This window comes from Pandoraea sp. LA3 (assembly GCF_022696215.1).
Taxonomy (GTDB): Bacteria; Pseudomonadota; Gammaproteobacteria; order Burkholderiales; family Burkholderiaceae; genus Pandoraea; species Pandoraea capi.
The window spans coordinates 1-14,684 of record NZ_PTPY01000024.1 but is presented as its reverse complement, the minus strand read 5'-3'; the positions used below and the strand labels follow the sequence as shown (position 1 = coordinate 14,684).

General features: G+C 63.1%; 9 protein-coding genes and 1 pseudogene. 5 read left to right on the top strand and 5 right to left on the bottom strand.

What is annotated here, in order from left to right:
• Positions 1-45: 45 nt before the first annotated feature.
• The gene (locus tag C5N93_RS05530; RefSeq protein ID WP_242558646.1) at positions 46-813 is read left to right on the top strand and encodes an SURF1 family protein; all 768 of its coding nucleotides are present in this window, start codon (positions 46-48) and stop codon (positions 811-813) included.
• 47 nt (positions 814-860) lie between these two features.
• On the opposite strand, the gene C5N93_RS05525 is transcribed toward C5N93_RS05530, so the two are convergent.
• The gene (locus C5N93_RS05525; protein WP_242558562.1) at positions 861-2,324 is read right to left on the bottom strand and encodes a PLP-dependent aminotransferase family protein; all 1,464 of its coding nucleotides are present in this window, start codon (positions 2,322-2,324) and stop codon (positions 861-863) included.
• A gap of 218 nt (positions 2,325-2,542) precedes the next feature.
• Here C5N93_RS05525 and C5N93_RS05520 point away from each other — a divergent pair, with 218 nt between their 5' ends.
• Complete coding sequence (locus C5N93_RS05520) at positions 2,543-3,211, top strand: M24 family metallopeptidase (protein ID WP_242558561.1); 669 nt, start codon at positions 2,543-2,545, stop codon at positions 3,209-3,211.
• A gap of 752 nt (positions 3,212-3,963) precedes the next feature.
• On the top strand, positions 3,964-5,586 hold the full coding sequence (gene ggt / locus C5N93_RS05515) for a gamma-glutamyltransferase (RefSeq protein ID WP_240493522.1): 1,623 nt from the start codon (positions 3,964-3,966) through the stop codon (positions 5,584-5,586).
• Between the two features lie 126 nt (positions 5,587-5,712).
• On the opposite strand, the gene C5N93_RS05510 is transcribed toward ggt, so the two are convergent.
• The 3 genes and pseudogenes from C5N93_RS05510 to C5N93_RS05500 all read right to left on the bottom strand — a co-directional run bounded on the left by C5N93_RS05510 (position 5,713) and on the right by C5N93_RS05500 (position 8,144).
• Positions 5,713-6,357 carry a methionine ABC transporter permease gene (locus tag C5N93_RS05510; RefSeq protein WP_242558560.1) on the bottom strand — a complete coding sequence of 215 codons (645 nt, stop codon included), beginning with the start codon at positions 6,355-6,357 and terminating at the stop codon, positions 5,713-5,715.
• A 76-nt stretch (positions 6,358-6,433) separates the two neighbouring features.
• Positions 6,434-7,234, bottom strand: a pseudogene (locus tag C5N93_RS05505) (ATP-binding cassette domain-containing protein); the annotation flags it as partial.
• A gap of 79 nt (positions 7,235-7,313) precedes the next feature.
• Positions 7,314-8,144 carry a MetQ/NlpA family lipoprotein gene (locus C5N93_RS05500; RefSeq protein ID WP_242558559.1) on the bottom strand — a complete coding sequence of 277 codons (831 nt, stop codon included), beginning with the start codon at positions 8,142-8,144 and terminating at the stop codon, positions 7,314-7,316.
• Between the two features lie 325 nt (positions 8,145-8,469).
• Between C5N93_RS05500 and C5N93_RS05495 the strand changes: the two genes are divergently transcribed.
• Complete coding sequence (locus C5N93_RS05495) at positions 8,470-9,762, top strand: serine hydrolase (protein ID WP_242558558.1); 1,293 nt, start codon at positions 8,470-8,472, stop codon at positions 9,760-9,762.
• A gap of 28 nt (positions 9,763-9,790) precedes the next feature.
• On the opposite strand, the gene C5N93_RS05490 is transcribed toward C5N93_RS05495, so the two are convergent.
• The gene (locus C5N93_RS05490; RefSeq protein ID WP_242558557.1) at positions 9,791-11,305 is read right to left on the bottom strand and encodes an MFS transporter; all 1,515 of its coding nucleotides are present in this window, start codon (positions 11,303-11,305) and stop codon (positions 9,791-9,793) included.
• 336 nt (positions 11,306-11,641) lie between these two features.
• On the opposite strand from C5N93_RS05490, the gene C5N93_RS05485 reads away from it, so the two are divergent.
• Positions 11,642-13,705 carry an oligopeptide transporter, OPT family gene (locus C5N93_RS05485; protein ID WP_242558556.1) on the top strand — a complete coding sequence of 688 codons (2,064 nt, stop codon included), beginning with the start codon at positions 11,642-11,644 and terminating at the stop codon, positions 13,703-13,705.
• The last annotated feature ends 979 nt before the right edge of the window (positions 13,706-14,684 follow it).

The window sequence follows — 14,684 nt, the reverse complement described above, 5'->3', positions numbered from 1 at the left end:
CCCCCGCGCGCTTCCGGCGCCCCCGCCCAACCTTCCCCCCTTCGGCTGGTCATCCTTGGCGTCATCACGCTGGTGCTCGTGAGCGTGTTCGCCTCGCTCGGCACGTGGCAGTTGCAACGCCGCGCCTGGAAACTCGACCTGATCGAGCGGGTGAATTCCCGCGTGCATGCGCCGCCGTCCGCCGCGCCGACACGCGCACAGTGGCCCGCCGTGAACGCGGAAACCGACGAATACCGCCATGTGTCGCTCACCGGCACCTACCGGTTCGACAAGGACACGCTCGTGCAAGCTGTCACTGATCTGGGCGGCGGTTACTGGGTGCTCACACCGCTGCACACGGCAGACGGTGGCGACGTGCTCGTCAATCGCGGCTTCGTGCCGCCGGGCTGGAAGGAATCGGTGCCGCCGGCCCCCGCTGGCGAAGTCACGGTCACGGGCCTGCTGCGCATGCCTGAGCCGGTCGGCGGCTTCCTGCGCAAGAACGTGCCGTCGGAGAACCTCTGGTACTCGCGAGATGTGAGCGCGATTGCCGCCGCGCGCGGGCTCTCGCCGGCCGATGTCGCGCCGTATTTCGTCGATGCCGATGCCAAACCTGGCGCCAGCGACAGCGCGAACGCCATCACCAACGATGCCGAAGCCGTCACCAGCCGCGCCCAGTCTCAGGACCGCGATTACCCGGTCGGCGGCCTCACCGTCGTGCAGTTCCCGAACAACCACATGAGCTATCTGCTGACGTGGTACGCGCTGGCGATCATGTCGGCCGTGGCCGGCTGGTTCGTCATCCGGCTCGAAATGCGCAAGCGTTCGGCCTGACGTTCGGCCTGACGTTCGGTCTCACGTTCTTCGACCTCGACGCGAATTCATCCGCCCGCCTGCGCCGCCAGCACCACCGTATCGATGGCCAGGGCAATTCGCGTCGCAATCTCCGGCAACCGCGCGTCTTCCAGTGCGGCGTAGCCAAGCACGAGCGCAGGTGGCATCGCCTGCGCTCGCGTGAACTCCCTGAGCCCCTCCACGAAAACGCCCTGTTCGCGCAACGTCGCGACGAGCGCCGCCTCATCCACCGGCCTCGGCAGCCAGAGTACGAAGTGAAAGCCAGCGTGCTCGCCGGTGACGCGACACGAGGTCGACATCCGCGCGCGTAACGTTTCGAGCAGCAGATTACGACGTCGCAGATAAACGCTGCGCGACGCTCGCAGGTGTCGCGCGAAATCCCCGGCGTCGATATAGCTCGCCAGCGCCATCTGCTCGATGAGACTGTTCGCTCTGCCCGATGCCGAGCGCAATCCCGCAATCCGCGCGAGCAACGCCGGCGGCGCCAGCAGGTACCCGATGCGTAGCGATGGAAACAGCGTCTTGTTGAAGCTGCTGCAATGAATCACGCGGCCGTGCGTGTCGATGGCCTTGAGTGCGGGTAACGGCGCGCTGCCGTAACTGAACTCGCTGTCGTAATCGTCCTCGACGATCCACACGTTGCGCGCGACAGCCCACTCCAGCAACTGCATGCGACGGTTGATCGACATCGTCGTGCCGAGCGGCGCCTGATGCGCCGGCGTGACGTAGGCGATGCCAGAGCGACCTTCACCCGCACGGTCCGCCACATCCACGACGAAGCCCTCGTCATCGACCGGCACACTCACGCAACGCGGCAACGGCGCGCGAATCAGCGACGACAGATTCTTGTAGCCGGGATCTTCAAGATAGAACGCGGTGGCGTCGTCCGCCAACACCTCCGTCACGAGATCGATGGCATGCCGGATGCCCGTCGTCACAACGATCTCGGCGGCCTCGCAGGCGATGCCGCGTGTCATGCGCACGTAGCGGGCGATGCTCTCGCGCAGCGGCAGGTAGCCGCGCGGATCGGTGTCGGCGAGCAGTTCCGGCGTCACCGTGCGCAGCGCGCGATTCATGTGCTTGCGCCACACCGGTAGCGAGAACAGCGCGGCATCGGGCGAGCGCCCGGTCTTCGAAGCGAGCGACGCCGCGTTTTCCGGCAACGGTTCAGGCGGGGCGACGCACGGGTTCGCCCGATCCGTTGACGCCCCCGCGCCCGGCAGGTCCGCGACGACTTCCGTGCCCGCCCCCACACGACTCGCCACATAGCCTTCGAGCGTCAATTGCTCAAAAGCGAGTTCGACGATCCCCCGCGACACGCCCCAGCGCTCGGCCAGCGTGCGCGTGGACGGCAGACGGTCACCGCGCCGCAATGCGCCGGCCACGATGCGCTCGCGCACACAGCGATACACCCAGGCCTGACGGGTCTCCTTCTCATGACGGTCGGAGAGCGGCAGTTCGAGCGACTGGCTTACGTGACGTCGGCGCATAGGGCGATGGATTCGTGAGCGAGCGTGGTGGAGGTAAAGCGTGACGTAGGCATCTTGTCGGCAACCGGGTTCGTTCATAGTGGCCCAATCAAACACCCGATAAATGGCGCTTCGAATTATACAAGTTAGGCCTTATCCTTGATGCCATGACATCCGTTGCGCAGGTTGCAACGCGAACGGACGTTCCCCCAAGCCAAAACAATCAGTGGAGAAATTCGATGGAGTTGACGGAGCTGGCTCGACGCGAGGCGGTCGGAGCAAAGTACAGCGTCGAGGCCATGAAGCGGGCGCAGGCCCTCACATGGGAGGCGACCGAAAAAATCGCCGCCATCATCAAGCCCGGCATGCGTGAGTCGGAAGCCATTGCGGCCGGTAAGGCGCTGCTCGGCACGCTCGGCATGGACCGCATTTGGCATCCGGTGTTGATCCGCTTCGGCGAAAACACGTTGCGCACCTTCAGCGAACGTAGCGATAACGACCCGGTGCTCGGTGACGACGATATCTATTTCATCGATATCGGCGTGGTGTTCGGGGCTCACGAAGGCGACTGCGGCTTCACCCGCACGACCGGCACCGATGCCGAGATGCAGCGCTGTGCCGACGACGCCAGGCGCCTGTTCGACATCGTGCACGCCCACTGGCGCGCCGAAGGCGTGACCGGGCAAGCGCTGTATGAGTTCGCGAAGACGCAGGCCGAAGCGATGGGCTGGGTCCTCAACCTCGACATCAAGGGCCATCGGGTGAGCGACTTCCCACACGCCATCCACAAGGGCGGCAGGCTGGCCGATCTGGACGGCACGCCCAACGGCGGCCTCTGGATTCTCGAGATCCAGATCGCCCATCCGACGCGTGCCTTCGGCGCCTTCTACGAAGACCTGCTCATCTGATGTTCGTGTGATGCTTATCGGATGATTCCGGCGACGCGCCGCGAGAGCGGCGCGGCCGGGATTGAATGGGCCGCCTCGACGAAGACCAAGAAATACTCAACAAATACTCAACACGCAGTTCAATCTGGCTCAATCCGTCATTCGCTGCTCAAGATTTGAGCGCGATCTTCGCTGTCGTCACGCCATGCTCGCCATAACACTACGCACGTCACAACGTAGTGATAACGCAACATCATCGGGCGGTTTCCGAACTTTTCCTGCTGTTTCGCCTCGCGATCCTCACCGTTTCGACGGACAACTCCCCTCCGGCATCTGACCCCAAATCACGTCGAGCGCACGTCATTGAAGGCTCGCATGCTGTTTTGCCAATTGTCCAGAGCCACCCGGTCGCGTGTCGTGGCCCGTCGCCCGGACTTTTGGCACATCTTTCCCCAATTACCCGTTATGCGTTAACGTTCGATGGTCGACGGATTTTTCCCAATGTACGACACACCGGCAGCGGAGACGTCACCCCGGCGCTGTGCCACTCGCTCAGGCACGTGCACGAGGGTGAGCTGCCCGTCGTGCGTCCGTCGAATGTGGAGTTGAAGTCCTCCGCAGTTGAAGTCCCTTTCTATCTCGCTTACGACAAGAACCACAGAAAGACGATGAAAAACCCAACCTTCACCAAAGCTCTCCTGGCCACGGCGCTGGCCGGTGCGCTGTTCAACGTTCACGCGGCATCGCAGGCTCCGGTCGGCGCGGAGAACGGCATGGTCGTGACGGCCCAGCACCTCGCGTCGAAAGTCGGCGTCGATGTGCTCAAGGCCGGCGGGAATGCCGTCGACGCAGCCGTTGCCGTGGGCTATGCACTCGCGGTGGTGTACCCGGCAGCGGGCAACATCGGCGGCGGCGGCTTCATGACGATCCAGCTCGCCGACGGCCGCAAGACCTTCCTCGACTTCCGTGAAAAGGCCCCGCTCGCCGCGACGGCCAACATGTACCTCGACAAGGACGGCAACGTCATCAAGGGCGCTTCCACCACCGGCTATCTGGCCGTGGGCGTGCCGGGCACCGTCTCGGGCATGGAATACGCGCGCAGCAAGTACGGCACGAAGACGCGTCAGCAACTGCTCGCGCCGGCCATCACGCTGGCCGACAAGGGCTTCGTGCTGGATCAGGGCGACGTCGACATGCTGTGGACGTCCACCAAGGATTTCGAGAAGGACCGCGCCAACTCGGGCGCCATCTTCCTGAACAAGGGACAGCCGTTCCAGCCGGGCGAGCGCCTGGTGCAGAAGGACCTCGCACGCACGCTCAAGCTGGTCAGTGCAAAGGGCCCCGACGGCTTCTACAAGGGCGAAGTCGCCGACAAGCTGGTGGCATCGATGAAGGCCGGCGGCGGCATCATCACGCAGGCCGATCTCGACCAGTACCAGACGCGTGAACTCGCGCCGGTCGAATGCGACTACCGCGGCTATCACGTGGTGTCGGCACCGCCCCCCAGCTCGGGCGGCGTGGTGATCTGCGAGATCATGAACATTCTCGAAGGCTACCCGATGAAGGAGCTGGGTTATCACTCGGCTCAGGGCGTGCACTACACCATCGAAGCGATGCGTCATGCTTACGTCGACCGCAACAGCTATCTGGGCGACCCGGACTTCGTGAAGAACCCGATCGCGCAGTTGCTCGACAAGAACTACGCCGCCAAGATTCGCGCCGCGATCCAGCCGCAGAAGGCCGGTATCTCGCAAGAGATCAAGCCGGGTGTGCCGCCGCATGAAGGCAGCAACACCACGCACTACTCCATCATCGACAAGGACGGCAACGCCGTGTCGGTCACCTACACGCTCAACGACTGGTTCGGCGCGAAGGTCATGGCCAACGGTACGGGCGTGCTGCTCAACGACGAAATGGACGACTTCACCGCCAAGGTGGGCGTGCCGAACCTGTACGGTCTGATCCAGGGTGAAGCGAACGCCATCGGGCCGGGCCGCCGTCCGCTGTCGTCGATGAGCCCGACCATCGTCACGAAGGATGGCAAGCCGGTCATGGTCGTGGGTACGCCGGGTGGCAGCCGCATCATTACGGCCACGCTGCTCACGATGCTCAACATGATCGACTACGGCATGAACCTGCAAGAAGCGGTCGATGCGCCGCGCTTCCACCAGCAGTGGATGCCGGAAGCGACCAACATCGAGCCGTTCGCCCTCAGCCCGGATACGCAGAAGATTCTTGAAAGCTGGGGCCAGAAGTTCGCAGGTCCGCAACCGGCGAACCACATTGCAGCGATTCTCGTGGGCGCCCCGTCGCTCGGCGGCAAGCCGATCGGCAAGAACCGTTTCTACGGCGCGAATGATCCGCGTCGTAACACGGGTCTCGCACTCGGGTACTGATGCATGATCCGGTCCGGACATCGTCCGGATCGTCGGCGATGCAAGTGATCGCCAATGAATCGGGGCCGCAATCGCGGCCCCGTTTTTTTGTCCTCGAATTTTTCCTCGAATCTCCCGGGCTTCGTCTCAGCGACGATGATCGACGCGACGTGCCAGTCGTTCGCCCGCGAACTGCACCAGTGTGACCAGCGCCACCAGAATGACGATCACGTTGAACATGACGCTGGTCTCGTAGCGCTCGTAGCCATAGCGCACCGCAAGATCGCCGAGCCCGCCCGCGCCCACGGCGCCCGCCATCGCCGACGCACCGACCATCGCAATCACCGTCACCGTCGCACCGCCCAGAATGGCGGGCAAGGCTTCCGGCAACAACACGTGCCGCACGATGTGCCACCGGCGGCAGCCCATCGCGCGGGCCGCTTCGATCAGGCCCGGGTCGATCTCGCGCAGACCGACCTGCGTCACACGCGCGAAGAACGGGATGAGATGCACGGCGAGCGGCACCACGGCGGCCCACGTCCCCATCGTCGTGCCGACGATCCAGCGGGTGACCGGCAGCAACGCCACCAGCAGAATAATGAACGGCACCGCGCGAAACAGGTTTACGATGACCGACAGCGCACGATTGAAACGGGGGCGAGGCGCCAGCCCGCCGGGTGCCGTGACGACCAGCACGACCGCGAGCAGCATGCCGATCGCGAAGACGATGGCGCAGGCGCTCGTGACCATCAACAAGGTTTCGCCGAGCGCGCGCAGATATTTGTCGAGCATGGAATGTCCAGAAAGATCAGACGGCGTGCGCCTGTCGAGTCGTCGGCGCGCGTTGCGAGAGACGCCCCTGCCACGCATGTTGCAGCGGACGCAGCAACGCTCGCGTTGCCTCGGCCAGCGGATTGTCGAAGACTTCGTCGACCGGACCGAGTTCGGCGATGCGTCCCTGATCGAGCACCAGCACGCGGTCGCAAGCCTGATGGATGACACCCATGTCATGCGTGATGAGCACGACCGTCAACCCGAATTCGCGCTGCACGTCGCCGAGCAGGGCAAGGATCGCGTCGGTCGTCTCTGGGTCGAGCGCGGATGTGGCTTCGTCACACAGCAGGATTTCAGGGCGATGCACGAGGGCGCGGGCAATGCCCACGCGCTGCTTCTGCCCGCCCGAGAGCATGGCGGGATAGGCGTCGGCCTTGCCCGAGAGACCGACAAGCGAGAGCAGTTCGTTCACGCGCGGCGCGATCTTCGCTTTCGGTACGCCCGCCACCCGCAACGGCAGCGCGACGTTCTCGAAGACGGTCTTCGCGGACAACAGATTGAAGTGCTGGAAGATCATGCCCACACGCCGACGCAGACCGACCAGCGCCTCGTCGTCGAGCGATGCGATGTCCACGCCATCCACCTTGATGTGCCCTGCGCTCGGCAACTCCAGCGCGTTGATCGTGCGCAACAGCGTGGACTTGCCCGCGCCGCTGCGCCCGATGATGCCGAAGCTCTCGCCGCGTTGCACCGCGAAGGAGATGTCTTGCAGCGCAGCGCTCGATGCGCCCGGATAGACCTTGCCGAGTCCGTCGAAGGTAATGTGCGCGACCTCGCGTGCGGCTGCCGTAGGCAGACGGGTAACGGGGGCAGCGCCGGCGTTTCGTGTCGTCATCGTCGGCTCCTCGTAGGTGATGGGCTGGGTACCAGGTGTGGGGGTGTGGGGTGTGCGTTCGGTTCAGGACGTCGGGACATCAGAACGCCGGGACCACCGAGCCCTGATACTTCGTCTCGATGAACTTGCGCACTTCTTCAGACTGATAGGCCTTGACCAGCGGCGCGACCCACGGGGCGTTCTTGTCCTTCTCGCGCACGGCGATGATGTTCACGTACGGATTGTTCTCGCGCTTCTCCACTGCGATGCCGTCGCGCGTGGCGATCAGGCCCGCCTGATAGGCAAAACTGTTGACGATGGCCGACGCGTCGACATCCGGCAACGAACGTGCGAGCACCACCGATGCGCTTTCGATGAACTGGAGCTTGCGGGGGTTCGCCGTCACGTCGGAGAGCGTGGCCGTACCGGTGTACGGATCGAAGCCATCGCGCAGTTTGATCAGTCCGTGATCGCGCAGGATCACGAGCGCGCGCGTCTGGTTGCTCGGGTCGTTAGGCAAGCCGATCTTCGCGCCTTCGGGCAGGGATTCGAGCGACTTGTACTTCTTCGAATAGAAAGCGATCGGCGAGATCAACGTGTCGCCGACCGACACCAGCTTGTAGCCACGCTGCTTGATCTGATCGCGCAGGAACGGAATGTGCTGGAACGAGTTGGCGTCGAGATCGCCGTTGTTGAGCGCTTCGTTCGGGCTGGCGGTGCCGCTCACGACGATGGGTTCGACGTTCAGGCCACGCGATTTCGCGACTTTCGTGACCACTTCCCAGATTTCCTCGTCGACGCCGCCACGCACACCGACCTTGAGCGGCTTGTCGGCCGCGTGGGCCGCCATCGTCCCCAGCGCCCCCACCGTGCCGATGGCGAATGCGATCGAGAGACTGCCGAGCAGACGAAACAATTGGCGGCGTTGCATGAAAACTCCCCTTGATGTTGGTATCGGTGACGCCGGTTGAGGCGAACGCACAGTCTAGGAAGCGACGCCCGGGAGCGTCCAATAACCAATTGCGTAAAGCTAATGGTTCGCCGCGCGAAGAGCATTCGTACGCCGAAGGTTCTGCACATGTAACTTTTTGTAATACGCGATCGAGAAATTCAGGAACTCCTCGCTGACGCGTCGTCCAACAGGTTTCCCCGTGAATTGCGTCCGTGCTCTGTGTGGCGATGCCTGCCGCGCAGCGCGGCTCTTTTGCCGACGCGAATCATCCGCCCACCGCTTGTCTCTACGGAACCTCGCGAAGATGTCCGCCTTGTGGTACCCGCTGCTCAGCCCGTCCCTGCCCCGCCTTTACCGCATGTCGCCTCGCGCCATTGCCCTCGCCCGTCTGGTGATGTTCGGCGTCATTCTGTTGATTGCGGGGCTGCCGGTGAGCGACGCGCTCGCTGCCAACGCACATCACACGAGCACCGGCAAACGCCGTCACGACGTCGTCAAGAAGAAAAAGCCCGTGGCAAAGAAGGCCAAGGCAGCCCCGCAGCGCAAGGCGACGGCAAGCGCCTCGCGCAAGCGTGCGGCGAGTCATTCGGCGAAATCGCGGACCGCACGGGGCGCGAAGAAGGCTGTGCCGCCGCGTCATGCCAAGGCGGTGAGATCGACGGCCCAACGGGCGCCAACGACAGCCAGACGCAAGGCAGTGCCCAGAACGGCGGCCGTTGCGGGCGCCGGGAGTGTGGCGGCTGGAGCGGCAGGGGCGGTCACGGCAAACACCGACACAGCGCCCGCTTCTGCACAAGTGAGTACCGACGCCAAGCCACGTCTGCTTGCGCGATGCGGCTTCACGCCAGCGTCGCGCAAGCGGCTGTTCTCAAAGGCCGTCTATATCGTCGACGAGAAAACGCATACGCCGCTGTTCGCACGCAACGCGGATCAGGTGCGCCCCATCGCGTCGCTCTCGAAGCTCATGACGGCGGTCGTCTGGCTCGATAGCGGCCCGGCCATGCGTGCGCCGCTGAGCGTCACCAACGCAGATCTCGACACGCTCAAGTTCACGCATTCGCGTCTGGCGGTAGGCTCGACGCTCTCGCGCGCCGACATGCTGCACATCTCGCTGATGGCCTCCGAGAATCGCGCAGCGGCAGCGCTGAGCCGCGACTATCCGGGCGGACGTCCCGCGTTTATCTCGGCGATGAATGCCAAGGCGCGCCTGCTCAACATGCCGAATACACGCTTCGAGAACTCCACGGGGCTCTCGCCGCGAAACGTGTCGACGGCGCGCGAACTGGCGCGACTGGTGCGCGCGTCGAACGGCTATCCGCTCATTCGCCGCTACTCGATTGATAACCAGCAACTCGTGCCTACGGGCAAAGGACAGTTGCAGTACGTCAATACGAATCGACTGGTGCGCTACGGGAAAGTCCACGCGAGCGTGCAGAAAACCGGCTTCATCAACGAGTCGGGACACAACATGGTGATGCGCGTGATGGTGCACAAGACACGTCCCGTCATCGTGACCATGCTCGGTAGCGATACCCCCGAAGGCTCACGACTGGACGGTGTGCGTATCGCACACTGGCTGTCGTGTTCCTTGCGGTAGGTGCTTGTGTAGGGATGAAGACGACCGGTTAGCGCTTGCGTGCGTGCCAGCGTCCCCAGATAGCAGTGACGAGCAGCAGCAATGCCCCGGTGCCGATCACGGCGTCGAAGCCTAGATTGAAGGCCGTGTTGGACAACGTCGTGAGCGTATCAGCCATTCCCGGCGACAGATGCTCGGCGACGATCTGCGCTTCGTCGAGGCTATCGCGCACGGTGTCGGGCAACGAAGCGACTTGCGGCACATCCATCGCACGACCGTAGACGAACGTCAGCAAGCTGCCCATGAACGTCACGCCGAGCGCGCCACCGAGTTCGTATGACACCTCTTCCACCGACGCGGCCATGCCCGCACGCTCGGGCGGCGCACTCTGCATGATGGTGTGCGAGGCGGCAGCCATCGTCGCCCCGACGCCAAGCCCGAGGATCACCAGCGCGAGTCCCCACAGGACGAACCCGGAATCACGCAGGAAGAGGTAGCCCGCCATACCGACGGCCGACATCGTCAGCGAAATCGACAGCAAGCGCGTACTTCCCATGCGCGGCAGCATACGTCCCGCAATCGGCCCGGCGACGAATGCCGCCAACGACAACGGCATCCCCGCCAACCCGGCGGCAAGCGGCGAGTAACCCAGGACCAGTTGCAGACGCTGACTGAACACCAGTTGCATGCCGATCAACGCAGCAGCGGCGATCAGTGCGGCGGCAACGGCGCCGGCGAACACCGGGTTGCGGAATAGCGCGAAGTCGAGCAGTGGGTGCTCGCTGCGTTGCTGACGCTTGACGAACGCCCACAGGAAGATGGCGCCGACGAGCACCGCGACGCCGACCGTCGTCCAGTCGGGCGACATCTTGCCCGCGCTCTTGATCGCGTACGTCACGCCGATCAGACCGACCATGAAGAGCAGCGAACCGAGCCAATCCCACGGTTGCGTCGACGTCGCCCCACGATTCGGGATCAGCCACCAGGCCACAGGCAGCGCGATCAGCACGATGGGTACGTTGATCAGAAAGACCGAACCCCACCAGAAGTGTTCAAGCAGCGCCCCGCCGACGATCGGGCCAAACGCCGCGCCACCCGAGGCGACCGACGCCCAGATACCGATAGCGAGCGCTTGCTCATGCGGATCGGCAAAGGTCAGGCGAATCAGCGAAAGCGTCGCGGGCATCATCATCGCAGCCCCCACACCGAGGAAGCCGCGCGCGACGATCAACACATTAGCGCTCGGCGCGAAGGCCGCAGCAAGCGAAGCGACGCCGAAAACGACGAGGCCGGCGAGAAACAGTTGCTTGTGGCCCAGGCGATCGCCGAGCGTGCCCATGCCGAGCAGCAGACCCGATACGACGAGTGCATAGGCATTGACGATCCACAGCTTGGCGGAGGCCGTCGCTGCGAGATCGTGGGTCAGACGCGGCAGTGCCGTATAGAGCACCGTCATGTCGATCACGATGAGCAGCAGCGCCACCGACACGATAGCCAGTACCCACCAACGACGGGTGTCGCGAGTGTGGGGAACCGGATGTGTTGAGGTATGCAGACTGGACATCGGAAAACTCCTTTGCTTCTTCGCGCCGGTCCGGTTGTCTGCGTGACTTCCGAGCTATCCGGCGCATTCATTGATTTCTAGGGAAAACCCGCATCATCCATCAATAAATCAATTGAGAAAAGTTAGATTCCATCTGATAAGCAGATGGATATGGGCAGCATTCTGCGTATGGCGTATGTGAGACGGGGATGAACGAGGTTGCGCGGAGGTGCACGCCTCATAGGGTCAGATTCGAACGACTGTTCTAGCGCGCGCGTCAAGACTGGCGATACACCACGTGGGCGCATACAATCTGCGCCACATTCCCATTGGGCGAAAAATCCCCCCGATTCGTACATGGCATCTCATCCGACCCGAATTCCCGACGCCGTCTCGCTTCCCGAGCTGACGGTGCGCGGCATGATCCTCGGTGCGTTGATCACCGTAGTGTTCACCGCATCCAACGTATATCTCGGCCTCAAGGTCGGTCTGACGTTTTCGTCTTCGATTCCCGCGGCCGTCATTTCGATGGCCGTATTGCGGGCGCTGCGTGGCGGCAACATCCTCGAGAACAATATGGTGCAGACGCAGGCGTCCGCAGCCGGCACGCTCTCGTCGATCATCTTCGTCTTGCCCGGTTTGCTGATGATCGGGCATTGGCAGGGCTTTCCGTTCGGCCTGACGCTGGCGATCTGTGCGTCGGGCGGCATTCTCGGCGTGCTGTTCACCATTCCGCTGCGACGCGCGATGGTCGTCGACAGTGACCTGCCTTATCCCGAAGGTGTCGCGGCGGCGGAAATTCTGCGCGTCGGCAGCGAGGGGGATGAAGGCACGCCTACGGCTGGCAAGAAGGCCGCGACGGGTAACGAATCCAGTGGCGTGCGCGAGATTGCGTTCGGCGGCGTGGTGTCGGCGCTTTTCGCGTTTGCAACGGCGGGACTGAAGGTGCTCGGTGAGAGCATCACGGCGTGGATTCCTGCGGGTGCCGCTGTCTTTCGTCTCACGACGGGTTTCTCGCTCGCGTTGATCGGTGCCGGCTATCTCATCGGTATCGTGTCCGGGCTGGCGATCCTGCTCGGCGTTGTGCTGACGTGGGGTATCGCGGTGCCGGTGCTCACTTCCATCACGCCGAATCCCGATGGCGTGGCGATGGCCGCGTTCGCCAACGGGCTGTGGCAGCACAAGGTGCGCTTCATCGGCGCCGGCGTGATCGGCGTGGCCGCTGTCTGGACGTTGATTACGTTGGCAAAGCCGATGGTCGATGGTGTGAAGACGTCGTTTGCCGCGTTGGGTAAGTCGCGCGGTGCGCGCGGGGCAGGTGCGTTGGCGCGAACGGAGCAGGATCTGTCGCCGTATTGGGTGATCGGACTGACTTTGCTGTGTGTGGCCGTCTGGGTCGTGACGTTCGGGGTGTTCCTGGCGGATGCGCCGCTGTCGTTCGGTGCGATCGCGACGTTGGTCATTTGCAGCGTGGTGTTTGCGGTCGTCTTCGGTTTTCTGGTGGCTGCCGCGTGCGGCTACATGGCCGGGTTGGTGGGATCGTCTGCCAGTCCGATTTCGGGCATCGGGATTGTGGCTGTGGTACTCGTCTCGCTGCTGATTCTGAGCGTCAGCCAGGCGAGTGGGTTGCTCGACACGGGCGCGGGAAGCAAGCTGGCGATTGCGTTGGCACTCTTCACGACGGCTGCCGTCATCGCTATCGCGACCATCTCGAACGATAACCTTCAGGATCTGAAGACGGGTTGGCTTGTGGGGGCGACGCCGTGGCGTCAGCAGGTGGCGTTGCTCGTCGGTTGCGTGGTCGGTGCGGCGGTGATTCCGCCGGTGCTCAATCTGCTCTACAACGCGTACGGCTTTACGGATGCGTTGCCGCGTCCGGGAATGGATCCGTCGCAAGCGTTGTCGGCGCCGCAGGCGATTCTGATGACGGCGATTGCCAAGGGCATCTTCACGCACCAGCTCGACTGGTCGATGTTAGGCATTGGGGCGGTGCTCGGTCTCACGTTGATTGCCATCGATGCGGTGTTGGCCAAGCGCGGTGGTGTTGCGCGTGTACCGGTCATTGCCGTGGGTATTGGCATCTATTTGCCACCGACGATCGGTTCGGTGCTGGTGATCGGTGCGTTGTTGGGGTGGATTGCGCAGCGTGTATTGAAGGCACGTGCGAAGGCAAAGGGGGAGGATTACGGCCCCTACGCGGAAGCGGCGGAGCGACGCGGCGTGTTGCTGGCGTCCGGCCTGATCGTTGGCGAAAGTCTCGTGGGTGTTGCGATGGCGATGGTCGTCGGCTTCACCGGCTCGGACGCCCCGCTCGCACTCGTCGGCAGCAGTTTCGCCTCGACGTCCGAATGGCTCGCACTGATCGTATTCGTCGGCATCTGCGTAGTCATCGTGCGTAGGGTCCTGGCCACAGCCCGCTAACAAATTTGCAGCACCGACGACCGACGTCGTCGGCTAGCTGCTTAGCTGTTTCAGTTGTCTTTACGAGTCGTTGCCCAGCAGATTGAGGGCATCGACTCGTATCTCCCCGCCCCTCAGTTACGAGACGCCGGCAGCAGTATCCGCAAGCCGGTAGCCGTCTCAATGACGGCGCTGCCCCACAGTGCGTCATCGTTCCAATCCACCGAGAGTCACCGTTACCCTGTGGGTCATTGTCGACTTGCGGGCTAGCATCTGTCCGAAGCGCCGAACCCGCTGCGATCTATCTAAGACGCAGTGCTCTTGGGTGCTATCCCCCTGAATCGAAAGTGGCAAAGGCCACCGGGCTGCCATCGTGATTCCACGGGTGGCTTCAGTCCGAAATGTCTGAACCACCGTGATCTCGTTCGAAAGTGGCAAAGGCCACCGGGCTGCCATCGTGATTCCATGGGTGGCTTCAGTCGGCAATGCCTGAACCACCGTGATCTCGTCGACTCGTCGATTGCGGTGGTGCTCATGGGTACTTCGCTCTTATCGAAAGTAGCGGCTGACCGTTGAGATCGATCAGACACAAGGCATCACAAGAAATGCAGCACTAGCCGCAGGCCATGTTGCGATTAAGCTGGGAGCATTGGAGGGCATTACGCGACGTGCGCCGTGATACCGGAGCGCGTCGTCTTCTTCCGGACGCTTCTGGGAATCAGGCTAGCCGACACGGGCGCAGCAACGGGATCCGGCAGCCAAAGCCTCGGCTGCAAAGTACCGGTGTAAAGCGTGAGGGCAAAGCGAGAGCACAGAGAGACAGCACAAAGCGCGGGTACAAAGCTTGGATGCAAAGCGCGGGCCCAAAGCAAAAACCCCTTGCAGCTTTGGCTACAAGGGGTTTTTAAGGGGAGCCTGACGATTACCTACTTTCACACGGGTATCCGCACTATCATCGGCGTGGAGTCGTTTCACGGTCCTGTTCGGGATGGGAAGGGGT